At 62.6% G+C, this 24593-nt stretch carries 27 protein-coding genes; 11 read left to right on the top strand and 16 right to left on the bottom strand.

Features of this window, described 5'->3' with window-relative positions; translation table 11 throughout:
- The first annotated feature begins 126 nt into the window (after positions 1-126).
- Both ASF71_RS06590 and ASF71_RS25665 read left to right on the top strand, forming a co-directional pair.
- Positions 127-714 (top strand): ParA family protein, encoded by a 588-nt coding sequence (locus ASF71_RS06590; RefSeq protein WP_056296923.1) that lies wholly within the window; start codon positions 127-129, stop codon positions 712-714.
- Positions 711-1013 carry a plasmid partition protein ParG gene (locus ASF71_RS25665; protein WP_056296920.1) on the top strand — a complete coding sequence of 101 codons (303 nt, stop codon included), beginning with the start codon at positions 711-713 and terminating at the stop codon, positions 1011-1013. Before ASF71_RS06590 ends, ASF71_RS25665 begins: the two co-directional genes overlap by 4 nt.
- A gap of 713 nt (positions 1014-1726) precedes the next feature.
- On the opposite strand, the gene ASF71_RS22410 is transcribed toward ASF71_RS25665, so the two are convergent.
- The 4 genes from ASF71_RS22410 to ASF71_RS22395 all read right to left on the bottom strand — a co-directional run bounded on the left by ASF71_RS22410 (position 1727) and on the right by ASF71_RS22395 (position 8064).
- The gene (locus ASF71_RS22410) at positions 1727-3394 is read right to left on the bottom strand and encodes a helix-turn-helix domain-containing protein (protein WP_082505654.1); all 1668 of its coding nucleotides are present in this window, start codon (positions 3392-3394) and stop codon (positions 1727-1729) included.
- A gap of 2271 nt (positions 3395-5665) precedes the next feature.
- Complete coding sequence (locus ASF71_RS06565; protein WP_056296906.1) at positions 5666-6067, bottom strand: hypothetical protein; 402 nt, start codon at positions 6065-6067, stop codon at positions 5666-5668.
- Positions 6067-6267, bottom strand: coding sequence for a hypothetical protein (locus ASF71_RS23550; protein ID WP_156372660.1), 201 nt, complete (start codon positions 6265-6267; stop codon positions 6067-6069). Before ASF71_RS23550 ends, ASF71_RS06565 begins: the two co-directional genes overlap by 1 nt.
- Before the next feature lie 105 nt (positions 6268-6372).
- A complete protein-coding gene (locus ASF71_RS22395) occupies positions 6373-8064 on the bottom strand; it encodes a DUF4157 domain-containing protein (protein WP_082505652.1) in 1692 nt (563 codons plus the stop codon).
- Between the two features lie 315 nt (positions 8065-8379).
- Between ASF71_RS22395 and ASF71_RS06555 the strand changes: the two genes are divergently transcribed.
- Both ASF71_RS06555 and ASF71_RS06550 read left to right on the top strand, forming a co-directional pair.
- A complete protein-coding gene (locus tag ASF71_RS06555) occupies positions 8380-8622 on the top strand; it encodes a hypothetical protein (protein WP_056296973.1) in 243 nt (80 codons plus the stop codon).
- A complete protein-coding gene (locus ASF71_RS06550; protein WP_056296896.1) occupies positions 8615-8992 on the top strand; it encodes a type II toxin-antitoxin system death-on-curing family toxin in 378 nt (125 codons plus the stop codon). Before ASF71_RS06555 ends, ASF71_RS06550 begins: the two co-directional genes overlap by 8 nt.
- A gap of 308 nt (positions 8993-9300) precedes the next feature.
- On the opposite strand, the gene ASF71_RS06545 is transcribed toward ASF71_RS06550, so the two are convergent.
- Together ASF71_RS06545 and ASF71_RS06540 are read right to left on the bottom strand one after the other, a co-directional pair.
- Positions 9301-9717, bottom strand: coding sequence for a type II toxin-antitoxin system VapC family toxin (locus tag ASF71_RS06545; protein WP_056296893.1), 417 nt, complete (start codon positions 9715-9717; stop codon positions 9301-9303).
- Positions 9717-9956 carry an antitoxin gene (locus ASF71_RS06540; RefSeq protein ID WP_056296890.1) on the bottom strand — a complete coding sequence of 80 codons (240 nt, stop codon included), beginning with the start codon at positions 9954-9956 and terminating at the stop codon, positions 9717-9719. The genes ASF71_RS06545 and ASF71_RS06540 overlap by 1 nt, the downstream gene beginning before the upstream one ends.
- A gap of 105 nt (positions 9957-10061) precedes the next feature.
- Here ASF71_RS06540 and ASF71_RS06535 point away from each other — a divergent pair, with 105 nt between their 5' ends.
- Positions 10062-10727, top strand: a complete 666-nt coding sequence (locus tag ASF71_RS06535; protein WP_056296888.1) for a recombinase family protein — start codon at positions 10062-10064, stop codon at positions 10725-10727.
- A 44-nt stretch (positions 10728-10771) separates the two neighbouring features.
- Here ASF71_RS06535 and ASF71_RS06530 read toward each other — a convergent pair whose 3' ends face one another.
- Positions 10772-11305 carry a hypothetical protein gene (locus tag ASF71_RS06530; protein ID WP_156372659.1) on the bottom strand — a complete coding sequence of 178 codons (534 nt, stop codon included), beginning with the start codon at positions 11303-11305 and terminating at the stop codon, positions 10772-10774.
- Between the two features lie 430 nt (positions 11306-11735).
- Between ASF71_RS06530 and ASF71_RS22390 the strand changes: the two genes are divergently transcribed.
- Complete coding sequence (locus ASF71_RS22390) at positions 11736-11957, top strand: hypothetical protein (protein ID WP_156372658.1); 222 nt, start codon at positions 11736-11738, stop codon at positions 11955-11957.
- Between the two features lie 258 nt (positions 11958-12215).
- Here ASF71_RS22390 and ASF71_RS22385 read toward each other — a convergent pair whose 3' ends face one another.
- The 9 genes from ASF71_RS22385 to ASF71_RS06480 form a co-directional block, all read right to left on the bottom strand.
- Positions 12216-12638: a PIN domain-containing protein gene (locus tag ASF71_RS22385; protein ID WP_235514186.1), complete on the bottom strand. Its 423-nt coding sequence runs from the start codon at positions 12636-12638 to the stop codon at positions 12216-12218.
- Positions 12639-12643: 5 nt separating this feature from the next.
- A complete protein-coding gene (locus ASF71_RS06515) occupies positions 12644-12916 on the bottom strand; it encodes a type II toxin-antitoxin system Phd/YefM family antitoxin (RefSeq protein ID WP_156372657.1) in 273 nt (90 codons plus the stop codon).
- Positions 12917-12945: 29 nt separating this feature from the next.
- Positions 12946-13536 (bottom strand): recombinase family protein, encoded by a 591-nt coding sequence (locus tag ASF71_RS06510; protein WP_235514182.1) that lies wholly within the window; start codon positions 13534-13536, stop codon positions 12946-12948.
- A gap of 156 nt (positions 13537-13692) precedes the next feature.
- The gene (locus ASF71_RS06505) at positions 13693-14322 is read right to left on the bottom strand and encodes a TetR/AcrR family transcriptional regulator (protein WP_056296876.1); all 630 of its coding nucleotides are present in this window, start codon (positions 14320-14322) and stop codon (positions 13693-13695) included.
- A 4-nt stretch (positions 14323-14326) separates the two neighbouring features.
- Positions 14327-15166, bottom strand: coding sequence for an alpha/beta fold hydrolase (locus ASF71_RS06500; RefSeq protein ID WP_082505643.1), 840 nt, complete (start codon positions 15164-15166; stop codon positions 14327-14329).
- Entirely contained in the window at positions 15163-15567 is a 405-nt protein-coding gene (locus ASF71_RS06495; RefSeq protein WP_056296873.1) for a DUF4260 domain-containing protein, read from the bottom strand. The genes ASF71_RS06500 and ASF71_RS06495 overlap by 4 nt, the downstream gene beginning before the upstream one ends.
- Before the next feature lie 229 nt (positions 15568-15796).
- On the bottom strand, positions 15797-16183 hold the full coding sequence (locus tag ASF71_RS06490) for a hypothetical protein (RefSeq protein ID WP_056296870.1): 387 nt from the start codon (positions 16181-16183) through the stop codon (positions 15797-15799).
- Between the two features lie 210 nt (positions 16184-16393).
- Positions 16394-17071 (bottom strand): NADPH-dependent F420 reductase, encoded by a 678-nt coding sequence (locus ASF71_RS06485; RefSeq protein WP_056296867.1) that lies wholly within the window; start codon positions 17069-17071, stop codon positions 16394-16396.
- A complete protein-coding gene (locus tag ASF71_RS06480; RefSeq protein ID WP_056296864.1) occupies positions 17071-17886 on the bottom strand; it encodes an inositol monophosphatase family protein in 816 nt (271 codons plus the stop codon). Before ASF71_RS06480 ends, ASF71_RS06485 begins: the two co-directional genes overlap by 1 nt.
- An 80-nt stretch (positions 17887-17966) precedes the next feature.
- Between ASF71_RS06480 and ASF71_RS06475 the strand changes: the two genes are divergently transcribed.
- The 5 genes from ASF71_RS06475 to ASF71_RS23545 form a co-directional block, all read left to right on the top strand.
- Positions 17967-18878, top strand: a complete 912-nt coding sequence (locus ASF71_RS06475) for a LysR family transcriptional regulator (RefSeq protein ID WP_056296861.1) — start codon at positions 17967-17969, stop codon at positions 18876-18878.
- 223 nt (positions 18879-19101) lie between these two features.
- Positions 19102-20325, top strand: coding sequence for a DUF4145 domain-containing protein (locus ASF71_RS24675; protein WP_200939671.1), 1224 nt, complete (start codon positions 19102-19104; stop codon positions 20323-20325).
- A complete protein-coding gene (gene hsdR, locus ASF71_RS06470) occupies positions 20223-22316 on the top strand; it encodes a type I restriction-modification system endonuclease (protein ID WP_200939670.1) in 2094 nt (697 codons plus the stop codon). The genes ASF71_RS24675 and hsdR overlap by 103 nt, the downstream gene beginning before the upstream one ends.
- 216 nt (positions 22317-22532) lie before the next feature.
- The gene (locus ASF71_RS06465; protein ID WP_056296859.1) at positions 22533-24008 is read left to right on the top strand and encodes an N-6 DNA methylase; all 1476 of its coding nucleotides are present in this window, start codon (positions 22533-22535) and stop codon (positions 24006-24008) included.
- On the top strand, positions 24005-24593 hold a 589-nt coding region (locus ASF71_RS23545), incomplete at its 3' end, for a restriction endonuclease subunit S (protein WP_162243090.1). The genes ASF71_RS06465 and ASF71_RS23545, both read left to right, overlap by 4 nt.

Raw genomic sequence — 24593 nt, 5'->3', positions numbered from 1 at the left:
AGAGCAAGCAGCCCAAGCATTCAACGATGCGGCGCTGAGCAGTTTGCCCTTCCACTCTCGTCACGCTTTCACACAATCACTGAATTGTTGTTGTGTGATTCGGTGATTGTGTGAGAAAGTGAGAGTGTGAAGATCATCAGCGTACTGAGCAGGAAAGGTGGCGTCGGCAAAACTCTCCTGAGCATGGGCATCGCGCAGGTCCTCGGCGAAGCTGGACACAGCGTGGCACTGCTCGACCGCGACCCCGAAGGTTCAGCTACTGGCTGGGCGTACGGTGCACAGCAGGCTGGAATTGAGCTCCCCTTCCGCGTCATCGGGCCTATGCAGGCCGCTACAGTTGGCGACCTCGACTTCATGGTGGTCGATACACCGCCCAACGACACCCGCATCCTGCAGGACACCGCCAAGCAGTCTCAGGTGTTGCTTGTGCCCCTGCTGCCCGGTGCTGGTGAAGTCGACCGCCTGCAGGAAACCGTAGCCGCGCTCGGCGAAGTCACCCTGCCCGAAGGTGTCGCTCTGGGCTTCGTCCTCAACCGCCTGGAGCATGACGGGGTGAGTGGAGCCATGCCCGCCGCTCTCGAGGAATTGGGCTACCCGGTCGTCGCGCACGTGCGCAAGGCCGTGGGTTACCAGCGTGCCTTTGGAGGCCTGATCCCGTCCGATCTCACCGCGCCCTTCCGCGAGGCCCTGACTGAACTGGAGGTTCTGGCATGACCGGTAGTAAGAAGAAAACCGACGCGAGCAGCATCCTTGGAGCCGCTCGGCGCGCCCAGGATGTACCTCGGCCTCAGTCGGCGGAATCACACAATCACACTTCTGTGGAATTACAGTTGGGTGAAACCGTGACACCGCAGGCCCGTGAGACGGTGACAACCCCGCCAGAGAAGAGGGTGAACGTGGCCCTACGCGCATCGACTCATAAGGCCTTGAAACTTCAGGCCGTACAGCAGGGCCGGTCTGTGCAGGACTTGGTAGAGGAGATGGCGCAGGCATACCTGGCTGAGCAGCACTAAGCATCAGCGGTTCTCTTGTGTGACTTTGTAGAAATGTGAAATCACCTTTTTGTGATTGTGTTCTTAGTCTCTTCGGAGTGCCCGGTGTAAGTGCGCGGCCCAGCCACTTACACGCGCTTGGGGATGCGACTCGCAGAGAAGGACGCACAGGTTCACGACCCTGCCCAAACAGCAATAGACAGCGCAAATGGAAACATCCTGTGATGCGGTCAAGACTTTCTAGAGCGCATGAGCTTTAGGGCACCCTTCCGTTGGGGGGCAGTCTGCCGCTTAACGCCTCCGTACCCGCCATAACGAGATCGTCTTCGTCAACGTCTCCCGCGTCGTCCCTAACAGCGCCGCCACCGTGTAATGCGACGATTCATTCGGATTCGTCCAAGACGACAAATACCCCATTCGATGGATCAACATCTCACGGCTCTGTAGCCGCTGCACCTGCAGCAGCGCCAACGCTGCCACCCTGTCTCGCTCATCCGGCTCGCAGGCCTCCCACGCCGCCTCCGGCGTCAGGTGCGTCTCCGCGGGGGAGAGCCACTCCATCATCTCGGCTGGCAAGGCAGCGACCCCTGGCCAGACCATCCCCCTCGGCCACACCACAGACCGCTCCGCCCCCACGATCGCGACGAGTCCCGCTGTCACACGAAAGGCCATGTCCAGATCTGGACCCAGAACTGTCCGGTTGTACGAGGCGTACGCCTCACCTGATGGGCCGCTCACGCCGATACCTGCTCGAAGTCCCGCTGGATGGTGTAGAAGGGCAAGTTCGTTCCGTTGCTCAGCTTGCGTGTGTTGCCCAGCACGGCCTGCACTGTCACGATCTCACCGGGCTGCCCACCCTTGCCGGCGATACGGCGCCAGCTGGTCCCGGCCGGGACGAACAGCGTGGGGCCTTCCAGAGCGGGAGCCACTGCCAGCGCCGGCGCCAGTGAGGCATCACTCGCCTTCAGGGTCCGCAGCTGCGCCACCACCTTCCGGTCCACGTCGCGGCCGTTGCCGTCATCGAAGCGGATCTTGTACCGCACCGCATTGACCTCCACCACGACGCCCAGGGTCAGCGCGCCCACCTGGTCCGCCACTGTGCATCGCTGCCCGGCGACCAGTTGCGGGTCGGCGGCCACGACGGTCGGCGAGGCCTGCTTCTCGACCTTGACCGCACCGATCAGGCGGTCGAGTCCGCGGACCGCCAGCGTGATCATGTTGGCGCTCGTCAACTTCGCTTCCTCCTGCGCCAGGACCCGCACTAGGCCGATTTCCCCTTCCTCCAGCCGCAGCCACAATTCACGCGAGATCTGCCCAGTGCGCGTGACCTCCTTGAGCATCGAGGTCAGGCCGTTGCCCAGGAGGGACTTGAGGGACTTGTAAGCCGGGCCGTCCAGCGGGGCCACAGGGCGCGCGGCGAGCGTCTGGGCATCCACAGGGCGGATGGAGTCCACCCCGGCCCTTCCTGCCCCGTCTCCGGCGCCGCGCGCCCCCTCCGCCGCCCCGGTCCCGGCCCCCGCCGCGCCGCCCGGAACATTTTCAAGGGACGTGGCCTGTTCGTTCATGCCACCACGTGGCTTGGCAGAATTCCGTGAGTCCACCAAGATCTCCTGCCCCGCCGCGACAGCGGCGCCGTCAGGCTGGGAGGCTTTGACCTGGGGGACGGGAGCGACCGAGGCCAGAGCAGCTCCGACGATCGTCCCCAGTGGCCCGGCTTCATGGGTTGAGGTTTTAGGCGCAGCCGAATCTGTTGAGGAGGAGTGCGTGGCGCTTCTGGGTTCGGCCACCGGCGTACTCAGCGGGCCGCCCTCGCGCGGGTCACCAGTAACGTCTAATACTCCTCCTTTAATGGATCTCCTTAAGGGATTACCTTCGTCACCCTTCGTTTCGGGGGGGTGGTACCCCTTCGTTTCGGGGGGGTACCCCACCCTTCGTTCCGGGGGGGTTGACTGTTCAACCCCCCCCTTCGTTTCGGGGGGGTCGACAGGTGCAGCGGCAGCGGCAGCCGCTTTCCGGGCCTTCCGGTCAGCCCTTCGAGCAGCACCGATCTGGGCCTGTTGGACGTGCAGCGCCTCAACCACCTGGGGCTTCACCCACTTGCTGGCCTGGGTCAGGGTGTAGAGCGTGGTCTTGCCCTTGCGTTCGTGGGCGTCGAGCATCTTGAACGCGAGCAGGTTCTTCAGGGCAACGCCTACGGTGTCCTCGTGCATCCGGCAGGCGCTCGCCATGCTGGCCCGACTGGGATACGCGGCCCCGCTGCTGGCCCGGCGTGCCAAGTGGGCGTACAGGCGGAACTCCTCAGGGGTTAGAGGGTAATCGTCTAGGGCGCTGTGGACGAACAGGACGTTCATCTCGCTGGTGTTGATCGAGAGGTTCGTGGTAAGGCGCTTCGTCGCGTTCATGATCGGGCTCCGGCGCGACCCTGGGGTATGACGACCCCGCCCGGTTTCTTGACCGGACACGCACACCCGCGTAAAGTGTGCATAGGGCTTAGGCCTCCGCTGACTAGGCGGAAACTTCTACAACTTGACGATTCGGGTTTTCCTAGCCCCCAGACGCGGTTTTGCGGACCAAATCTGGGGGTTTCCCGTTGGCCGGATTCACGTCGGTCAGCGGATTGCTTCTGAGCATAGCAGCCGCTCTCACCTTGTGTGACGCTTGTGGGAAAGTCTCCCCATTGGGCAGAGTAAATCTCACTGGAAGGGTTGGGCTGACGCGTGAGAGTAGGGCGCATCTCCTCCCCAAGTGAAGTGATCGTGGTTATGGGTGATGGGTGCGTTAGTCGCATATCCCCAGCGTCACCTCGGTCCTGGTTGACCTCACAGATGTCAGAGCCAATGTGACGGGCTGCCTCGTAGGACGAGATGGTGTGATTGGTGGGTGTAGAGCGAGCTAAATACATATCCTTAACGTCAGAGGGTTTCTGGTTGGCACCTGCCGTGTCGAGTGTCTCGTCAACGCGTGCGGAGGTTGCTTGGGAAGCAAAAACCACGTGTACGGCGCAGTTTTCTCTGTATAGACAACCTTGTAGCGTGGCTGGGGTAGCACCCTTGCGTGTTGAGCAGCTGATCTCTGCCAGGAGCGTGCTGGCCTGGGCAGGCCCCTTGACCCCTGGGTCCAATCCGCATCCAGTCCTTCAAGACGCTTTATGCCGCTAGCCGTGGGGGCATAGAGGTGCCGTTTGCCCAGGTGGCCAACGATACGGAGGAGCCCTTGCCAGACCAGGCGGGACAGGGCCTTGGTATGGGTGGTCGGCGTGCGGGGAAAGACGCCGTGACGCTGCATGGCGCGTTCGAGCATCTCCCGACCAGTGAGGCTCAGTGCACAGGCCTGCCGCAGGAACAGATGGGGAAGCTGGCCCGGGAGGACCGTGTCGGTTCTGGTTGTCGCTTGGCCTCTCTGAGGTAGAGAAGCCGTTCCAGAGCCAGTTTGCCCACCTCTTGACTTCCGGCATTTGCACCAAAACGGCCCTTGCCGTATAGCAAGCAAGGGGGGGTGATTCTGGTGAATGGCACGGATCTCAGAGCTAAAGGGGTGGGTTAAAGATATGGAAACGTTAATGACCCAGGGTCTGACAACCAGAAACCGTGTTTGAAAAAGCGAGGTCGAGTGTCCAGATGCTGGTGGGCAGGTTGACGTGCCCCACGGCACAGATGCCTACCTGCTTCTGGTTTCTGGTGCGCCAACCAGAAACTGTGTTAAAGGCGCGACCAACTTGACGGGCTGTTCTGGTCGTCGCGGTTCTCTCCAGAGAGGTGGAAACCCACGGAGGAGAAGGCCGCCTGACGTGCGCCCCCCTTGCGTGCCAACCAGAAACCATGTTTTCGGTCGGGTGCACCTGAGGGCCAGTTCTGGGAGGCGGGTTTGTCAGAAGACTTCTCAAGGTGCCCTGAGAGGACCGGTCGCCCACTTGACTTTTGGCTATTCCGTCAGGGCAGTTCTCCCGGCTGACGCCGGGGGGTGGTCCGGATCTTCCAGGGGAAGTCAAGGGCAAGTTCATGGCCGACGCTCCGTGGGGGAGTGGGGGATGACGAGTTGCCACCCATGGAGGCCGCAGAGGCGACGCCACAGGGTCTGAGGAAGAGGGGTGACTGTGTATCCCTGCATGGCCGTCAAGTGGGTCATCACTTCCAGGACCTGTTCCGGGCAGCCCACCATGGCGACATGCCGGCCCGCAGCGCGTACCTCGGCATACCCGGTGGCGGTGGCCTGGATCTTGGAAGGTCTCTATTCTGGGGATGAGCCGCACGGGCAGAGCACAGCCCGGTGGTGATGGAGGTCAGGCGGGTTATGAAGCCGGAGACAGGGGGCGTCACAAGGCACGCTCTTGAGCCAACGCGGCGCCGGCCAAAGCCTTGTCGCCGAGGAGCATCTGTCGATACATCGTGCTGTCGCCCATCCCTGAGGCCATGCTCTGGTAGGCATGCACCTGGTCGGTCAGGACCTCGCACGGCCGGGCCGGGGCAACGCGTGCGCCTGTCTGCCCCAGACGGCGCTCAATGTCGGCGGCTGTGCCTGCCTCATTCCTCGTATGTTCCTAGGCTTGCCTGTCTTCTCTGTGTTGGGTGCAATGCTCGGCTGGCCTTGAAGAAGGGGACTATTCAGAGCGTCTGGAAGGACCACACAAGCCCCCTCCCGAGACTCAACAGGCTGCGGTCAGCTTGGGCATCCCGCTAGTCCAGGTGCTGCCGCTCGAAATCGTCGGCGTCTTCTCCCAATATCTCAGCCACACTTCGGCACAGTCTGGACAGCCGACGGGCAGTCGCCAGATGTTCGTCGGTTTTCCAGTCCACCCCGGATTGCTCCAGACGGGCGAGCGCTGTCATGAGGTTGGTCAGGACGTTTGGATCCTGCGTTGCAGAAAGCCCCTCAATCAGCGGAAAGGCCAGGCGGTGGATGCCTTCACCCGCATCTGCTTGTGCCAGACGGCTGGACAAGCCCCGAAGGATATAAATATTCCCACTGCCGGCAAACTGGTGAACCAGTTCGGAAAGCTCTTCCCCACGAGCTTGAGAGACCTGAAGCATGATGTCCTGACAGGCTCTTTCAAAATTTTCCAAGTTGGCGAATGTCATCAGATGAAAGCCTTGCCCTCCAGAACCTCGATGTCAACGCGTGCGCTTTTCAGATCACTGGGAAGGTTGTCGTTTTGGAAGGTTTTGACCCACCGAGCACTGACCCCACCCTGAGCCTGAAGGTTCAGGATTCGGGCCTCTGCTTTGGTGAAGGCCACTGTCCTTACGGCCAGTTGCCGTTTGCTGAGCTGAACTTTCATGGCTTGAAGTGCCACGATGCTGTCTGTAGCAGAGGGTGGTGTGGATCGCGTCCACGCCCAAGAAAGCTCACCGCTGGGAAAGTTGCTCAAATCTGTTCCCTGAACCTAGAGTCGCCCACGGTGTGTTTCTCTTCGGTCCCTCTCCGCAGTCCGGGTGGTGGCAACAGCGACAGGTGGGGCCTGGGTCGTGGCCTTGTTCTTCTTGGCCATCAGAACGGTGCTTCCTACCGTTGCGACAGCGGCGTTCACAGCTGCATTGGCCGCTGCCCAGCTCTGCTCCTGACTGGCGGAAGAGGACTGCATTCCACGAGCCAGCAGGTAGAGACCTCCAGCGGCCAGCAGCACGAAAGGAATAGCCACATCATCGGCGACTCCAATTCCAGTGACATCATCTCCAACCAGTACAGCGGTACTCCCAGCGACCATACCTGCGGCTGACTTGACCGAAGCCCCACGCCCGGCGACCTGCTCAGCGGCACGGACGGCGGTATTCGCCCTTTCAACAGCTTGCTGAACTGTTCTCAGCTCAGCCGGGCTAAGTCGGCCCGATCGCCGCAAGTCGTGGTAATCAGTCAGGAGGCGACGGAGCTGAAGCAGTTTGGTCTGATTGAGCGCTGGGCTGGATGTTGTGGGGGCCGTTTGCCGCTGGACAGCTTGGTGTGTCGTCAATGGACTTTGTTGCGAGAAGCGCTGAAAAGGCGATGTTCTGGTGGTCGACTCTATGGACGACAAGCGTCGGCCCATCCTCCGAGCTTCATTTTCCAGTCCGGCATCTGGGTCAATCCCGGTCCCCACCTGCCCCCGGCTCTGCTGGACGGTGTGGGTGACCTCGTGCGCCAGCAGTTCCAGGCCAGTCCGCGTATTCGGATTGAACTGTCCCCGCCGGAAGAAGATGTCGGTGCCCGTCGTGAAGGCGATCGAATTCACGCCCTTGGCGAGCTTGTCGGCCTCCGCGTCGTCGTGGATCCGGACGCGACTGAGGTCATGGTTCAGTCCTTGTTCCAGGTGACGTCGCACCGCAGCCGGGAGGGGATTCCCACCCCCACGCCGGGCCTGGAGACGTTGCAGCATCGGTTGCGTCGTCTCGGCCTCCAGTTCCGCCAGCTGGCGTTGAACGGCCAGGGCTTCGAGAGTCTGCTGGTCTTGGGCGGTCTGTGCCTTCTCCCGTTGCAGGGTCAGGTCGACGGCCCGTTGCAGGGCGGGACGTTCCCCCTGTGGAATCAGGCCCAGGACGACCCCGGCCACTGGGGCACTGCTGGGATGACGCTGCAGAGCGACCAGGTGTGCCGCATAGTTGTCGTGACGTTCCTGCGCCGGTCGCCTATCGGCGCGGAAGCCCTGGACCAGCGTCTGAGCGACCTGCCTTTGGAGGGCACTGAACTGTGCGACCTCGCGGGCACTGGTCACGCGGCCTTCGATCTGCTCCGCCTGGGCCCGCATCACGGTGACCCAGTCCGCTGGCGTCTGAGGCTTTCGGGGGATGGGCTGAGGCTGGGCCTGTTGGCGGAGGAGGGCCTCCTTGGTGGCACCTGCAGCCAGCTGGACGCTGTCGGCCTGCCGTTCCAAGGTCTGGCGCTGGCGTAAGGCGCGCTGCTCTTCTTGGTGGCGCAGGCCAGCGGCCTGCAGAACCGGGCGTGCGGCCTGCCGCTGGCTCTCGACCGGCGTGCTGGTGAAGCGCTGCAGGCCCTGTGCAAGAGACGCACGCGTTGGAGGCAGCGCTACGACAGTCAGCGGTCCGGCGCGGCGCTGGAGAGGGATGGGGCGTGCGGTGTTTTTCGCCTTGGGCTTGAACTCCATGGGGTCCTCCCGAAGGCCCCCAGTCTAGGGGAGAACGGAGCTCGGAGTCGCCTAACTTGACCACAGGCGGAGCCATCTGGAAGGCGAAAAGGAGAAGGCGACCCGAAGGCCGCCTTGATTCCTTAAATATAGCCTCGTATGCAGGCCTTGTCAATCCATGCGTATGGACCGAAAAAGAGCGTCGTACAGCTGAATAAAGGGAGGCCGAGAAGCGAGCTATGCAGCCAGAACGCTGTCTCAGCATCGTCCTGGACTGGACCCGCAGCGAAGTCAAGACTAGTGCTGAGAATGTACGAACGGCGTTATACTCTCTCTATGCGTAAGACCCTTTCCCGACTCGGCAATAGCGAGGCATTGGTCATTACCCGTGAGATGAAAGAGCTGACAGGCATCGGCAGTGAAGTCGAGGTGCGGGTGCTAGGCAACGCTATCGTCATCACCCCAGTTCAAGATGCGCTGCGCCCCGAAACCGCGCAGCGCCAGGCCCAGTTCGCCGCGGCACGTGACCAGATCTTCGAGGAGTATGACGAGGTGTTCCGCAGGCTGGCGGATGCCTGAGGGCCTGACCCTGGCTGAAGTCTTGGAGCTGCATGATCGGCAGATCGCCCGATATGGTGGAAGTTCGGGCCTCCGGGAGCCGGGCTTACTGGAGAGTGCCTTGGCACAGCCGACCCAGGAACTGTTTGGGCAGGCGCGTTATCCCAGCGTGCCTGCACAGGCGGCCGCCTATCTGTACTTCATCTCCCGGGCGCATGCGTTTGTCGATGCCAATAAACGGACGGCCCTGAACTGCGCCTTGGTCTGGCTGGCCCTTCATGGGCTCCGGCTGACTTTGACGCCTGATGAGGTGTTCGACCTGACATTACAGGTGGCCCAGGGGCACTTCTCCCTTGGGGAGGTTATCGAGCGATTTGAGGGGGCGACGTAGGGACGCTGAGGTTGAAAGGTAGCGGCTGATCCTCTTTTCCTGAGCAGGTACAGCACGGCGTTCCTGGTGCTGCAACGGAGTTCCCCCAAGCCTTCAATGGGAAGCGGAAGCCTCGCCTTTCCGTCCTGATGTGACTGTGGTGACGTCGCGCCACATCAGGGTCACACCCGCGTCAGCGAGCCACGCGTCCAGGGTGCCGTGGGCCAAGACGCCGTTGACCAGGCAGTGAAGCGCGCTCAGCGCCTGCGCCGCGGGCAACGGCCAGACGGGCTTGGTCGTGGTGTCGGCCCTGCGTCTAGTGGGTGTGTTTAGCGAGCTTCCCGACTGAACCAGTTGTCGAGCTGGAGGCCGATGACCCGGTCGAACTCCCTGCGGTTATGGGTCACGAGGGCGACGCCCAGGGTCAGGGCATGGGCGGCGATCAGGAGGGCCATCGCGCCGATCGGCTGGCCCTGCCGCTCCAACTCGGTGCGGATGGGGCCATACAGGACGCTGGCGGCCGCACTGAAGGGCAGCACTTCCAGGGGTTCAAGGAAAGCCTCCAGCGCTTTGAGGTTCCTGGTCGAGCCGCTCTTGGCCACGCCGAAATGCAGTTCAGCGAGAGTGGTACTCGACAGACCGATGGCGTCCGGCGAGAACTGCGCGAACTTCTCGGCGACCCCTGGGGGGCGACGGTTGATGATGTAGATGCAGGTGTTCGTGTCGAGGAGGTGCGTGACGGACATTACAGCGCCCAGTCACGGTCCTGAAGGGGAAGGTCCTCGCGGGTGAGTGGGACGTCAGTCTCAGGAATGGCGGTGTACCAGCCCTGCCAGAAGGCGAGTTGGCCTTCTGGGTCCTGGGGAAGGAGAAGGACACCATTGGAGACCCGTTTGATGATGACTTCCTGGCCTTCGAAGCGGAAGGCTTTGGGGAGGCGGACGGCTTGGGAGCGGCCGGTGAGGAAGAGCTTGGCAGTGGTCATGGGGTATCCTGGGAGATACCAAAGAGTATATATCAATGAAAATATCCCAGCCTATATCTTTGTTACGGTTCTTGATCGGTCCGATGACCTCTGTAACATGCTGCGGTGACTACCCCCGCTGTCGCCTACTACCGCGTCTCTACCCAAAAGCAGGGGCAAAGCGGCCTCGGCCTCGAAGCCCAACAGGCCGCCGTCCTGGCCTACGCCCGAAGCAAGGGGTTGGAGCTGGTCGCCGAGGTCACCGAAGTCGAAACCGGCACCCGGAAGCGTCGCCGGCCCCAACTCGAAGCTGCCCTCGACCAGACCCGCCGTCTCGGGGGAGTCCTTCTCATCGCCAAGCTCGACCGCCTAGCGCGCAACGTGGCGGTCGTCGCCAGCCTCATGGAATCCGGCGTCCGTTTCGTTGCGGTCGACATGCCTGAGGCCGACAACCTCACCATCCATGTGATGGCGGCCGTCGCCGAGCGGGAAGCCCAACTGATCTCCGCGCGGACGAAAGCGGCGCTGGCGGCCCGGAAGGCTCGAGGTCTCAAGCTGGGGAAGCCGGAAAACCTTACTGCGGAGGCGCAGCGCAGAGGCGCAGAAGCATCAAAGCAGCGCGCGGTCCACGACATGCGCACCGTCGCTGCCTACGCTGGGGCGCTCCGGAGTCAGGGGCTAACCCTGCGGGCCATTGCCGCTCAACTGGAACAGCACGGCTTCCAGACCCGTAAAGGTGGTCCCTGGCACGCCGTCCAGGTCAAACGGATTCTGGAAAGACAAGTTTCGTAGAGCGAGAAACTTGTGCGGGCTTCCAAAAGAGGAACCCAGGAATCTCAAGTGTTAACATCGAGCTTATCTTCAAAGCTTCTGTAGATCTCGACTTGCCAACCGAAATAGCCATACTTTTTTTCCTGAGCGATGAATTCCTGTCCGAGTTTATGGACCGACTCCAAGAGGTCTTGATGCTCTGTGTATTGCAGTGTGCCCTGGGTGATCTCCTCAAACATATTTCCCAGTGCAGTGTCATGCTGCTCGGTCCAGTAGGCCACCTTATCCCAATAGGCCAAAGCGGTACGGACATACCGGATCTTTGCCTGAAGGGCTTCCAGAGGAGAAGCCACCCGCAAATAATTCTGCAGGGCCTTTCTGACCGGAGCCACCTTGAGTTCGCTCTTTTTCGGATCGAAGCACTTCTGTAGGGCCTTAACATAGGCCTCCAGCAGTTCACTGCTGTCGCCCTCGAGTTGCGCGGCGAGCAGTCGCTTGTTGTCGGTGCTGGCCTTATATAGGGCCTCAATCAGTTCCCGAAGCTCTGCCTCATCCATCACCTCAAGAGCCTTTCGAAGTCGAGAAAGGGTCAATGCCATCGGAAACCAGTGTAACGGAGTGAGGACGGCGCTCCACGTCTCCGTACACTGGAGACCGCCGAGCCCTTTCGACAGGTCTTAGGCAACTTGCAGCACCAGAGCGCGCAACTCGATCAAGAGTTGAGCTGACTTGGAGGAGCAGATGAGGGCGCATGCACTGACGACCGCGCGGACGACGACAGAACTGTTTCAGGCGTTGGCGCTGTGTGGAGGGATCGAGGATCCGGAACGGCAGCAGTGCCTGATGTCCGGGGTGCTGCGTCAGATGGTCTCAGGAGAGCCCGGGGAGGCGGCGGCGCTGGATCCAGCTTGGCCTCATCTGTCCGCGTTGATCGTGTCCCCCAGGGTGCGGACGAGACGTGCTTCTGCTCCTGCGGCTGCGCCACCGGGTCTGTGGTTGGAAGTGCCAGCGACTCGGGAACATTGGCCTGTGGGCGCGGTGATGCAGTGGACCTGCATCTTCCAGGGTCGGGAACAGGTCGTGATTGGACAGGTCGAGAAGCACCATCCTGTCCTCGTCCGGGTGCATCGCTCGTTCTACGAGCAACTGGGGCAACCGGTCGCACCCTTTGTGCGGGCCTACGACGGTCTGCGGCGGCTCGGCTTCACGGTCTGCGAGGCCAGCGACATCCTGGGGAGATTGATCCGGTAGAGCTGCTGGAGATCGTCGCACGGGCGTACCGGAAGCGCAGGGAACTCCAGTCACCCAAGGGCTACGTGTTGACCTGTGTTCGCTCTGCTCTGGCCGCGTAGAGGTTCAGACTAGCATGACGACAACGAAGAAGGCGACCCGAAGGTCGCCTTGATTTCTTGAATATAGCCTCCTATTCATACGAAGTCAACGCTATGCACCGGGTCTCGAGGTCCTGAGGCAATGCCGCACCGAGAGGGAGATCAGCATGGATGCTCGCTAGAGTCCCAGGTACAAGCGGAGGGTCTCCGGCGTCCACGTGGGCAGCCCACAACCGAGAAAATCCCCGTCAAGCGTCAGGATAGGGACCTGACCGAGCTGGAGGGCAAGCGCAACCAACGGCCAGTCATTGGGGTCTCGGGGAATCCGTTGGCGGGCTTCTTCTTCATGCGCGCGGTACTCCGTGGCCGGAACGTAGATCACCTGGGCATCAAGGAAGGCCAGCGCATCGGCCAGCAGGGTGTCGACCTGCTCAGCGGTGGCCCGGCCAGACCGCACCATGCTCAGGCCGCGGCGCCGCAGTTCATGCCGTGTTTCACCCGCAGCATGTTCAGGTTGGAAGAAGGTCAGGGCCGGTGAACTGAGCAGCAGCAAGCCACGGGCCCGTAGAACTTCACCGACCAGGACACTGGCATCGACCACCAGGTTCAAGAGGCTTGACGGTCTGGATCAGCGCTGATCTGCGCGAGCTCATCCGCGAGGGCTTCAGGGGTCAGACCATTCTGAGCGGCAATCTGAGTCATCAAACGATTGATGTTCTCCGCCAGTTGGTAAGCGCGAGCCTTGTCGCCGGCATCCTGGGCGCCCAGGGGGACATACATGCCGACGGGTCGGCCATACCGCTCGATGATGACGGCTTCTCCCGTATTAACAATGGTGCTGGCCTGATCCTTGAGTTCCTTGATTCCCACGTTGCGCATCGGCTCCCTCCTTATGGCGAGCATGTTGGCTAACATTCTAGCCCTTTTGGCTGGAGGCGTGCTGGAGGAGCCGGGTAATGGTGCTGGGGTGGACTTTGAAGAGCCGGGCGCACTGCGCAGCCGTTTTGCGCCCTGAAGAGACCGCCTCGCAGATCTCCTCTTGTTGTTGAGGGGTGAGCAATGCGGCCTTCCTGCCGTGCCTGATCTAGCCCGGCCTTGGTGCGCTCGCGGATCATGGCGCGTTCGAACTCAGCGAAGGCCCCCACCATCTGCATCATCATTCGGCCGGCCGCCGTGGTGGTATCGATCGCCTCGGTGAGACTCCGGAAGCCTGCGCCCTTCCCTTCAACCAATTCCATGAGGTGCAAGAGATCCTTGAGGCTCCGGCTCAGGCGGTCAAGCTTCCAGACCACCAGGACATCCCCAGGGCGTAGTTGGTCGAGCATCCGGTGCAGCTCGGGTCGGTCCCAGCGACCTCCTGAAGCGTGCTCAGTAAACACCCGCTCAGCCCCCGCCTCTTGGAGGGTCCGGAGCTGTAGGGCGGTGTCCTGATCCTTCTCTCTGGAAACACGGGCATAACCAATGAGCATGGCGGATGCTTGCACAAACGCATTGCTCAACAGGCGAGAGGAGATTCAGGCGTCCGACGGATGGTCGATCAATAGCCGGCTGAACTGCGCGAGACCATCTTGTTTGAAGGCCTGCGCGAGGTCCTGCCAGGACAGAGTGAGCCGAACCTTCTGCCTCCGGAGGCGCTGTTCTCGGCGGCCTTAGCCTTACTTGAGGCCAATATCTGCCCGAATCAATCCATTCTCTCCCACAAGTGCGATGCTGTCTGACCTGTTGGCAGTCCGTAATCCGGCGTCTAGCATTCCGATCAACCACTCGAAACTGGCGTCCACCTGGGTCGGCAATCCGAAGCTCTGTTTGCTCTCTAGCAGCACGAACCCAATTAAAGCCGCGTGCGTCGCCCGCGCCGCGTGAATCATCGCCTGCCCCTCCAAGGGGTAGCCGCGCAGCACTGCCAGGAGGATCTCCAGCAGCTCGTGCCCTGCCACCCGCAACTCCTCATCTTGATCTTCCACGTGCCGTTGGATGGCAGCGAATAGGCCGGGACGCTCCCGTGCGAACTGCCGCTCAGCATGGGCGACGCTTCGTAGCGCGTCCAGTCCCTGAAGCCCTACTGCTCCCCGGCGCATCCGGACCGCCAGCTCCCGAACCGCCAGCAGAGCCAGACCCTGGTGAACTGCCTCCAAACTGGGGACGTGGTTATACAGCGAGGGGGTTTTGACGCCGCACTTCTCAGCCAGCTCCTTGAAGGTAAACCCCTGGAGACCCACGGTGTCTGCCAGTTCCGCCGCGTTGGCGATGATAAGGTCCGCTGTCAGTCCTGGTCGAGGGGCCATGTCCTCAAACCTCCGGGTGCTTTGCCAGGAACTGGAGAATGGTGCGTGCTGTCTCATCTGGACGCTCAGCCTGTGGGTAATGCCCGGTCCCTTCTAGCAGTACTTCTTCGCCGTGCAGGGCCGTGGCGATGAAGTGGGCCTCCGCGGCGGGGTCGGTGAAATCCGGGTCGGCCCGGCCCAGCAGCACCAGGCTCGGGGCCTGGACTTCGCCGAGCCGGGCTTCGATGGGCGCGCGGGTCTCGCCCAGCATCGCCTGGAGCGCCGCATACCGGCCCGGCTCACGCAGGTTGGCGCTCAGCCGGGCCCGGTAGGCCGCGTCGTCATTGGGCTTACCCCCCTTGAACAGCGTGCCGAGGTACGCCATCCAGGCTCCGACCTTCCAGGGGCCATGCGTCATGGCACTCAGCATCAGGCGCTGCATGGCAGACGTCTTCGGATCGCGGACGAAAGGACTGATCAGGACTATTGACGCGACGAGAGCGGGCGTCTGCACCGCTGTCCAGATCGCCGCGCCGCCACTGTAGGAGTTGCTGACGACGACGGCAGGGCCGCTGCCCAAGTGTTCGATCAGGGCGCTGAGGTCGTCGCCAAGCGACATGGGGGAATAGGTGGGCCACTGGGCGCTCGATTCGCCCTGGCCGCGCGGATCGAGCGTTACCACCCGGTAATCGGCAGCAACCAGCTGGGGTGTAAGCAGGCGGTAGGTCTGCCGCAAGTCGCCCAGGCCGGGTACCGCCACGATCAGCGGGCCTTGTCCTTGGTCGTCGTAGGCCAGTTGACCATCGGGGCGCTGGAGATACTGGGTCTTCGGAGGCTGTGTACTGGCGGACTGGGGGAAGCTCATGCCTGTACCCCCTGCAAGGACTGTACCTTCATGGTCTTTCCTGACTGTTTCTGGCTGAGGTGGGTGTCACCGAAGCCACTGGTCCGCTTGAGGCCGTAACCGAGCACGCGGTCGGCAGCAATGTGCGCGGCCCAGATCAGGGCAGCACTGAGCAGGAACGGGTGGTGGGTTAGCACGCCCACGAGGCCCAGCAGCATGGGTGTGAGGTAGCTGTGCGCGAAGTTGTACCCGGCCGCGCCCGTCCGGGAGCCAGCGAGGTAGGCGAGGAACGAGAGATCAGGCAACAGCACCAGGAACCACAGCCAGCTGGGGCCACCGGTCATCAGGTAGGCGGTGAGGGTGAGGGCGAAGACGCCGGCAGCTTCCAGACGCAGCAGGGTGGTAGTCGAATCCTGTCTCATAGTCGCTCCTTTGCTCATGCTGTTAGTTATAAGCTAATTGGATTAGTTTGTCAAACTGACTCTAGGTGAGGACGGTAGTCGAGGAGGTTGCTGACCCACTCCTGTTCGATCCGTTCCGTTCAGCGCGGGCGCACCAACGCGACCATGCCCAGCCACATCACCAAGTTCACGGCGCCACTGGCCGTACAGGACGTTGGCATCACAGAGCACGATAGGATTCAGTAGAGGTCTAGGTCCTGAGCCTCTCCGGCCAGTTCGTCGAGCAGAGCAGAGCGCCTCTGCTGTTCCTCGCGGTAAGCCAGTAGATCCCCTGCGGAAATCCGGCGATGACTGCCGACGCGATGGAAGGGAGCATGCCGGCGTCGAGCAGGTTGTGGATGAGGAAGGGTCGGCTGACTCCAAGAAGCGCGGCCGCCTCGTTGGTCGTGAACTCCTGCTCTGTCGTGACAACGGTCAACGCTTCGCCTTGCTGGATATGGCGGAGGAGATCGCTGAGAAAGGGTGTGAACACAGAGGGAAGTGTCACAGTACGTTCGCCCTGCTCCAGCTGGGTCAGGGCGTCCTGGACAAGACGAAGATCTTCCTGCTGGACGACCTGTTTCAGTTGCAACGTCATCTTGACCTCTTGGAGAGAGGTCAAGTGAAATAAGTGAAATAGAAAGTAAGGGATAGGAGGTTGCTCTGGCGGCGGCTTGCGCAAAGGTCTTGCCAATTGAGGATCTAAAGCAACAGGTTTGCGCACCCCAAATTGTGCGTCCAGCCTCCGCTCCCGCCTCCCTTGCAGAAACGCTCGTTTCCGCAAGAGAGACGGAGGTATCAGGTTCTCCTATCGATTCGTCTGCTCGAGCCCAGACTTCCTGGCTTGCGTCACGCTCACACTGAACGGGACAAACCCCAAGACTTGCACCAGAGACGGCACCACCAAAAACAGCGCTTCCGTACCGCGCGCCGCCGTGACGTCCCCCAAGTCCAGTTGCCACTCCGGCTGCCATCCCAGGGCCCCCAGCAGTTCCCGGACAGCCTGCTTGGCCCCATCATCGTTTCCTGCAAGGAACACGGTCGGCGGCATAGCCTGTCCCTGTGGATCGGTCATGACGCGGTACATCATGGTATTGAGCGACTTCACCACTCGCGTCTCCGGCAGCACCAGTTGAAGCCGTTCGGCCAGACTGCTCCCAGGATAGAGCAGGGTCAGACCCCCCTCCGTGCGGGTCGTGGCATTGGCCACATCCAGCAGGACCCGGCCAGCGAGCGCGGTTTCCAGACCGCTGAGTACGGTCAAGGCCTGCTCGCCGGGTAAGGCATTCACGACGAGCGGAGCCGCGCTTGCCGCTGCTGCTAGGGGAAGAATCGGCACGGTGGGCCCCGTCCAGCGAGCGGTGGCCTCTTCAGGGGAGCGGCTGCCCAGGATGACCGTATGGCCTTGCTGAAGAAGCGCTATCGCGAGATGCGTGCCGACGCGACCGGTGCCCAGGATGCTGACAGTGAGGGGGGCGCCTGACATCAGGCCCCCGCCCCATCGAGGGGTGACAGCACGTCGACCAGTGCGGTGTGAATCCCGGGCGTGCTGGCCACGAAGGTCGAACTCTGCACCGTCCAAGGCTGCCCGAGCACGTCCGTGACCTGACCGCCCGCCTCCTGGACCAGGAGTGCCCCGGACACCAGCCCGCTGCGCACACCGCTGAACTGCCAGAACGCGTCCAAATGTCCAGACGCGACCTCCAGCAGCGGGAGGGTGGCCGGGACCGACACGCGCACGACCAGGGCGCGTTCCATCACGGCTGGGACGGAGAGACCTAAGCGGTACAGGTCACGCGGGTCTTCCCCGGGTCGGGCCTGTCCCGTGCCGACGATGGCGGCCTGCAACTCCCGCTTGTCCGACACCTGCAGCGGCGTTCCGTTCAGGAAGGCGCCGCCTCCCTGAACCGCCGTGAAGAGCTGCTCTTGCAGGGGGAGATAGGCGGCGGTCAGGACAGGCTGGTTGTCACGGATCAGCGTGGCGGTGACGCCCCACTCGGTCAGGCCCTGCACGTGGTTGATGTTGCCTTCGGCCGGGTCCACCACCCACCACTCTCCGTCTGGCAGGGCCCCGCTTTCCAATTCGTCCTCTGCCCAATGGGCCTGGGGGCGAAGAGCTTCCAGGCGGGGGCGCAGGACCTCCAGAACAGCAGCGTCATTGGCGTCAATGGCCTGGACGACGTCCTCCAGGGTTGTAGGCGGGCGGCGATGGGGATCGAAGCGGGAGCGAAGTACAGTACCCGCTTCGCGCAAGGCGTGCACCACAGGGTCAAGGAGCAGTTGATCGGGTTGAGTTGTCATGGAAGAACCTCCTGACACCGACCTTATCCGCCCGACAACTTAACTACAAATGCAACTGACGCAGAAGTATCTTTACTTGAATGCAACTCGATCTGAATCTGTTGAGGGCGTTAGATGTGCTCTTAGAAGAGGGCAGTGTCGGCGGCGCGGCCTTCCGGCTGAACCTGTCTGAACCGGCGATGAGCCGTACGCTGGGGCGGATCCGGCGGGTGACCGGGGACGCCATCCTGGTTCGCAGCGGCCGGTTCATGACACCGACGCCCTATGCCCTGAGCATCCAGGAACAGGTGCATGCCACGGTGCTCCAGGCACGGGCACTCCTCCAGCCCCCAGAGGCCCTCGATCTTGCGACGCTCCAGCGCTCCTTTACGTTGCGCGGGCACGACGCCTTGCTGGATGCACTGGTGCCACACGTGGTCAGCGAAGTGACACGGCAAGCACCAAGGGTGCAATTACGCTTGCTGAGTGAGACCCAGGGGCGTACGGACGAAGAGGTGCAAGATCTGCGCCGCGGCGAGACCGATCTCATGTTGGGCGCGGCTCCTCCACCGGCACCGGATCTGGTGACGGAAGTGGTCGGGCATGACCACCTGACTGTGGCGTTGCGGGCGCAGCATCCGTTGCTGACAGGGGAGCTGACAGCGGAGCGGTTTGCAGCGGCACAACACGTCAGTGTTTCGCGTCGAGGTCGTCTGCATGGCCCGGTGGATGTTGCACTTGCGAAGCAGGGACTGACCCGCGAAGTTGTCGTGGCTGTCCCGGTCGCAGCGGTCGCTGCACAGCTTGCCGCCCAAAGTGAGCTGCTCATCAGTGTGCCCGCGAAGATGATGGGAGCGACACTGAGCGCCTTAGGACTGGAGAGACGTCCAGTCCCTGTACGCGTTGAGCCCGTGCCGGTGATGATGACTTGGCATATGCGAACAGATGGAGATGCCGCGAGCCGCTGGTTCAGAGATGAGGTGCGCGGTGTCGTACGACAGATCTTGAGCTAGCCGGATCTTGGAAGCGGGAAACGATGTGTCAGACTTGCGCAAATGGCCGTTTGCACAAGAGGGACGGGGGCAGGGCCGATCCGTGGCGTGACCCCTACCCTGACTCTCTATGGAGCCAGAAGGGGTCATACCTGTTGTCTCCTGACACCCTGAGGTCAGTTGCGTCTGACAGGAGGTTTACGCTCCTGTAGGCTACGGTCATTCCGCTTCAGGAGACTTCCCTGTGACTTTGTCTCATTCCAATTTTGCCGACCTCGCCCGTACTGATCCTCTCCTGGCCCAGCTGGGCTACCTCGCGGAACGCTACCTTCTCGACGACCCCAACACCGCCCTGCTTAAGCTGCGCCAGTACGCTGAGGCGCTGACGCAGGTCATTGCTGCCCGCTCTGGCCTGCTGGTTGAGGGCGAAACGCAGCACGACCGCCTGGCCCGGCTGCGCCGCGAGGGCATCCTTCCGCAGGAGGTCTGGCAGCTCCTCACCGAATTGCGCCGCACCGGCAACGAGGCGAGCCACGCCTTCACCGGTGAGCACGAGCAGGCCCTGAATCTTCTGCAGTTTGCCTGGATCCTGGGCGTGTGGTTGATCCGGACCTTCCACGATGCCGGGTACGTGCGGGGCGAGTTCATCCTGCCTCAGTCCGCCGAACGTCCTGAAGACCTGCGTGCCCTGCTTGCCCAGGCGGAGGCAGCCCGGCAGGACGCCGAAGCCCGGCTTGCTCAGGTGCAGGCCCAGGCGCCCAGCAGTCCGGCCCGAGTCGTACAGGCTGCGCAGGCCGCCGCGACCCAGCTCGACCTTACTGAAGACCAGACCCGGCAGCTGATCGATGTCCAACTCCGGTCGGTGGGCTGGGAAGTCGACAGTGCGAAGTTGCGCTACAGCCTGGGAACCCGCCCAGAGGCAGGCCGGAATCTGGCCATCGCGGAATGGCCCACCGCTACGGGGCCGGCCGACTATGTCCTGTTCCTCGGCGCCACGCCCGTCGCAGTGGTCGAGGCGAAGCGAATAAACAAGGCCGTGATGAGCAGCTTGGAGCAGGCCGCCCGTTACAGCCAGGGCTTCGACCTGTCAGGACCAGAAATGACGTCTCCCGGTAGGCCCTGGGGGGCACCGGACCCGTTCCACATTCCCTTCCTCTATGCCACCAACGGCCGCCCGTATCTCGCGCAGCTCAAGACCCAGAGCGGCATCTGGTTCCGCGACGCGCGCCGGAGCGTCAACCCGAGTTACCCCCTGCCGGGCTGGCACACGCCCGAGGGGCTCCGCGCTCTGCTCGAACAGAACGTCAACACGGCCGAGGCGCAGCTCATCCACGAGGATCTCGACTACAGCGTGGGTCTGCGGCAATGGCCATCCTGGCGGTCGAAGCCGCCCTGCGCACCGGGCAGCGCGACCTGCTCCTCGCGATGGCCACCGGCACCGGCAAGACCAAGACAGCCATTGCCCTGATCTACCGCCTCCTGAAGACCGGACGCGCCCGGCGGGTCCTATTCCTGGTCGACCGCGAGACCCTCGCTGTCCAGGCCGAGGGCAGCTTCGCCACCACCCGCCTGGAGGGCACGCGCACCTTCGCCGAGACCTTCGGCCTTACTGGCATCGACGACGGCCCAGCCGACGCTTCGACGGCCGTCCACATCACCACCGTGCAGGGCCTCGCCCGCCGGGTGCTGTCGGACAGCCCGCCCCCGGTGGACACCTACGACCTGATCGTGGTCGACGAGGCGCACCGCGGGTACACCCTCGACCGCGACCTCGCCGACGCCGAACTGGGCTGGCGGGACGAATCGGAGTACGTCAGCCGCTACCGGCAGGTGCTGGAGCACTTCGACGCCGTGAAAGTCGCCCTGACCGCCACGCCGGCCCTGCACACCACGCAGATCTTCGGGCTGCCCGTCTTCGCCTACACCTACCGTGACGCGGTGCTCGACGGTGTCCTGGTGGATCACGACCCGCCCTATCTCATCGAAACCGAGCTCAGCACGAGCGGGCTGCAGTTCAGGCGCGGCGACACCATCCCTACCTACACGCCCGGCGCAGACGCCACCGAACTGTACGAGGCCCCGGACGACATCGGCCTGGAGGTCGAAGATTTCAACCGCCGCGTGATCACCCGGGGCTTCAACCGGGCGGTGTGTGCCTTCCTGGCGCAGAACATCAGCCCCACTGGGCCGGAGAAGACCCTGATCTTCGCCGTGAACGACCTGCACGCCGACGAGATCGTGGCCACCCTGAAGGAGGAACTGCGCCGGGTCCATGGCGAGGTCGACGACGGATCGGTGGTCAAGATCACCAGCAAGAGTGACCAGCCGCGCAAGCTCACGCACCGCTTCCGCACCGAGGTTCAGCCGGCCATCGCGGTGACGGTGGACCTCCTGACCACCGGCATCGACGTGCCGGCCATCACCAACCTAGTGTTCCTGCGGCGGGTGGGCAGCCGCATTCTCTTCGAGCAGATGCTGGGTCGCGCTACCCGGCAGGCCCCGGACATCGGCAAGACGACCTTCCGCATCTACGACGCCGTGCGCGCCTATGAGGCCGTGCAGGACTTCACGACCATGGGGCCGGTGGTCCGCCAGCCCAGCCGCACCTTCGTCAGCCTCGCCGAGGATGCCCTGCGTGCGCCGACGCCGGAAGCCCGGTTGCTGCTGCGTGACGAACTCGTCGCCAAGCTCCAGCGGGTCCGCCGGCGGCTCACCGACGCGGCGAAGGACACCTTCGAGGGCGAGACCAGCCTGAGCGTGGAGGCGTTCCTGGGGGCCCTACGGGGCGCGGCCGCGGCCGATCTTCCAGTCCTGCTGGAGAGTGCCGCGCCGGTGATGGTCGTCCTCGACACGGGGCGCACGCGGGGCGGGCAGCCCATCTTCATCAGCGATCACGAAGACACCGTGGTATCAGTCGTCCAGGCTTACCCGACCGGACAGCGTCCCGACGACTACCTCGCGGGGTTTCTGACCTTCATCGAGCGCGAGCGCGACCGTCTGCCTGCCCTCACCGCCGTGCTCACCCGGCCGGGCAGCCTGGGCCGCGCGGACCTGCTGGCGCTGCGCCGCGAACTCGATCGTCAGGGCTTCAGCGAGGCGGCGCTGCGCACCGCTTTCGCGCAGACGCGGCAGGTGGACGCTGCCGCGAGCATCATCGGCTTCATTCGGGCGGCTGCCGGGAACGAGGCCCCGCAGCCGTTCGAAGCGCGGGTGGACGCCGCCTTGGCGCGGCTGCTCGGCTCGCGGACGTGGACGCCGCCGCAGCCCACCTGGCTGACCCGCCTCGCCAGCCAGCTCAAGGCCAACCAGGTGATCGACCGGGCCTTCATGGACGAGCCGAGCAATCCCGTACGCCGCGAGGTGGGAGGCTTCGATCGCCTGAACGAGCGCATCTTCGGGGGCGAGCTGCCGACCATCCTGGAGCGGCTGCAGGACGAGGTCTGGGCCCGGGCTGGATAAGCGTTCAGGCACGAACAAAGCACCTGGGCTGTAGGCAGCAGAATAGGAGGGTGAACTGCTCTACTGGTCTGGCCCTCCGTCTGCGCCGCGTCGCTCGGCGGCGGGCCAGGCGTGAGGCGGCCTTCCTTCTGCGCTCAAAAGCCAACGCCGAGCGCTTCCGGCGGGCGCTAAACCGCGCCCTGGCCTCATCCTCTCCATCCTGAAAGGCTCCCGACCATGACCAAAACGAACGACATCGTCCAGAAGCTCTGGAACCTGTGCAACGACCTGCGTGACGACGGCGTAACCTACCACCAGTACGTCACCGAACTGACCTATCTGCTGTTCCTCAAGATGCTCAAGGAGACAGGCGAGGAGGGCCAGCTACCCGAGGGCAAGCGCTGGGATGACCTGCGCAAGCAGAACAATGTGGGTGTGCTGGACTTCTACCGCCAGTTGCTCCTCGACCTGGGCAAGGACAAGCACCCGCTCGTCGGGCAGATCTACGCCGACGCGAACAGCTTCATGCGCAAGCCCACCACCCTGCGCAAGCTGATCGACTCCATCGAGACGCTCGACTGGTACAGCGCCCGCGAAGAAGGCCTGGGCGACCTTTACGAAGGACTGCTCGAGAAGAACGCCACCGAGAAGAAGAGCGGTGCCGGGCAGTACTTCACGCCCAGGCCGCTCATCGACGCCATCGTGGCCGTGATGAAGCCGGGCAGCGGCGACCGCATCCAGGACCCGGCGGCGGGCACCGGCGGTTTTTTGATCGCCGCCGACCACTATGTCAAGGCGCATGAGGACGTCTACGACTGGGCCGAGGCTAAGCAGCGCGACTACTTCGAACGGGCCTTTCACGGCATGGAACTCGTGCCCGACACCCACCGCCTCGCACTGATGAACCTGATGCTGCACGGCCTCGCTAACGACCCGGAGCGCAGCGGCATCCACCTGGGCGACACCCTGACGCCCGACTACGAGAAGCTGGGCAAGGCGACCCTAATCCTGAGCAACCCCCCTTTTGGCACCAAGAAGGGCACCGGCGACGCGCGGCGCACCGACCTGACCTTCCAGACGAGCAACAAGCAGTTCATGTTCCTTCAGCACATCTACCGCAGCCTGGAGACGCACGGCCGGGCCGCCGTGATCCTGCCAGACAATGTGCTCTTCGAAAGCGGCCAGGGCAAGCAGATTCGCGCCGACCTGATGGACAAGTGCCGCCTGCACACCATCCTGCGCCTGCCCACGGGGATCTTCTACGCGCAGGGCGTCAAGACCAACGTACTATTCTTTACCCGTGGCGCCGGCGAGAAAGGCAATACCAAAGATGTATGGGTCTACGACCTGCGCGCCAACATGCCGCAGTTCGGCAAGCGCACGCCCCTGACCCGCGAGCACTTCCAAGAATTCGAGGAGGCTTACGGCGACGATCCTTGGGGTAGTGAGGACGCCCTAGCGCGGCGGGTGGACACGGGCACCGAGGGCCGCTTCCGAAAATTCACTCGGGAGGAGATCCGTGAGCGGGGCGACAGCCTAGACATCAGCTGGCTGCGCGACGACAGCGCGGACAGCGGCGACCTGCCCGAGCCCTCGCAGCTAGCGGAGGAAGCCCTGACCGAACTCGCGGGCGCGATGGAGGAGCTGCGGGCCATCCTGCTGGAACTAGGTGAAGACCAGCAAACACTGGAAGAAGCCGGAGTTCTATCATGATCGATGAAACTGTGCCTCTGGGTGATGTATTACCTGAAACTTACAAAGGCCTTGAACTGCATGAGATTCCGAATAATTGGCAATGGGCGCCATTCGGGCTGGCGGCAAATATCGAGTCAAACTTAGTTGATCCACTTCCATTTGGAGACATGCCTCATATAGCTCCAAATCACATAGAGTCTTTGACTGGTAGGCTTCTCTCGTACAGCACTATTGCCGAAGATGGCGTAAGTAGCGGAAAGCACGTATTTTATCCAGGACAGCTTCTGTATTCTAAGATACGGCCATACCTCAGAAAGGCAGTAGTTGTAAATTTTTCTGGGCTTTGTAGCGCTGATATGTATCCGATTTCTGGAAAAGAGTCGTCGGTAATATTTCTCAAGTATTGGCTATTGTCCGACGATTTTAATTCCATGGCGGCAATGAGTCAGGATAGAACCGTTTTACCGAAAATCAATCAGATAACATTGAACTCCATACCTATTCCTCAGGAGTTGCACCTGCATAAGACGAAAAAAGCGCTCCCAGACGCGAGAGTCTGGGAGTGTCGAAGTCACAGCCTCTCTGGGAGCGTGCCCGCATTCT

Origin of the sequence: Deinococcus sp. Leaf326 (assembly GCF_001424185.1) — a bacterium.
Lineage (GTDB): Bacteria > Deinococcota > Deinococci > Deinococcales > Deinococcaceae > Deinococcus.
This window is presented reverse-complemented; position numbering and strand designations above follow the sequence as displayed.

Excerpts from the sequence above, each read along its gene's own strand:
- ASF71_RS25665 (WP_056296920.1), top strand. The coding sequence starts at position 711 with ATGACCGGTAGTAAGAAGAAAACCGACGCGAGCAGCATCCTTGGAGCC.
- ASF71_RS22410 (WP_082505654.1), bottom strand. The coding sequence starts at position 3,394 with ATGAACGCGACGAAGCGCCTTACCACGAACCTCTCGATCAACACCAGC.
- ASF71_RS06565 (WP_056296906.1), bottom strand. The coding sequence starts at position 6,067 with ATGACATTCGCCAACTTGGAAAATTTTGAAAGAGCCTGTCAGGACATC.
- ASF71_RS23550 (WP_156372660.1), bottom strand. The coding sequence starts at position 6,267 with ATGAAAGTTCAGCTCAGCAAACGGCAACTGGCCGTAAGGACAGTGGCC.
- ASF71_RS22395 (WP_082505652.1), bottom strand. The coding sequence starts at position 8,064 with ATGGAGTTCAAGCCCAAGGCGAAAAACACCGCACGCCCCATCCCTCTC.
- ASF71_RS06555 (WP_056296973.1), top strand. The coding sequence starts at position 8,380 with ATGCGTAAGACCCTTTCCCGACTCGGCAATAGCGAGGCATTGGTCATT.
- ASF71_RS06550 (WP_056296896.1), top strand. The coding sequence starts at position 8,615 with ATGCCTGAGGGCCTGACCCTGGCTGAAGTCTTGGAGCTGCATGATCGG.
- ASF71_RS06545 (WP_056296893.1), bottom strand. The coding sequence starts at position 9,717 with ATGTCCGTCACGCACCTCCTCGACACGAACACCTGCATCTACATCATC.
- ASF71_RS06540 (WP_056296890.1), bottom strand. The coding sequence starts at position 9,956 with ATGACCACTGCCAAGCTCTTCCTCACCGGCCGCTCCCAAGCCGTCCGC.
- ASF71_RS06530 (WP_156372659.1), bottom strand. The coding sequence starts at position 11,305 with ATGGCATTGACCCTTTCTCGACTTCGAAAGGCTCTTGAGGTGATGGAT.
- ASF71_RS06515 (WP_156372657.1), bottom strand. The coding sequence starts at position 12,916 with ATGCGCAACGTGGGAATCAAGGAACTCAAGGATCAGGCCAGCACCATT.
- ASF71_RS06505 (WP_056296876.1), bottom strand. The coding sequence starts at position 14,322 with ATGGCCCCTCGACCAGGACTGACAGCGGACCTTATCATCGCCAACGCG.
- ASF71_RS06500 (WP_082505643.1), bottom strand. The coding sequence starts at position 15,166 with ATGAGCTTCCCCCAGTCCGCCAGTACACAGCCTCCGAAGACCCAGTAT.
- ASF71_RS06495 (WP_056296873.1), bottom strand. The coding sequence starts at position 15,567 with ATGAGACAGGATTCGACTACCACCCTGCTGCGTCTGGAAGCTGCCGGC.
- ASF71_RS06490 (WP_056296870.1), bottom strand. The coding sequence starts at position 16,183 with ATGACGTTGCAACTGAAACAGGTCGTCCAGCAGGAAGATCTTCGTCTT.
- ASF71_RS06485 (WP_056296867.1), bottom strand. The coding sequence starts at position 17,071 with ATGTCAGGCGCCCCCCTCACTGTCAGCATCCTGGGCACCGGTCGCGTC.
- ASF71_RS06480 (WP_056296864.1), bottom strand. The coding sequence starts at position 17,886 with ATGACAACTCAACCCGATCAACTGCTCCTTGACCCTGTGGTGCACGCC.
- ASF71_RS06475 (WP_056296861.1), top strand. The coding sequence starts at position 17,967 with ATGCAACTCGATCTGAATCTGTTGAGGGCGTTAGATGTGCTCTTAGAA.
- hsdR (WP_200939670.1), top strand. The coding sequence starts at position 20,223 with ATGGCCATCCTGGCGGTCGAAGCCGCCCTGCGCACCGGGCAGCGCGAC.
- ASF71_RS06465 (WP_056296859.1), top strand. The coding sequence starts at position 22,533 with ATGACCAAAACGAACGACATCGTCCAGAAGCTCTGGAACCTGTGCAAC.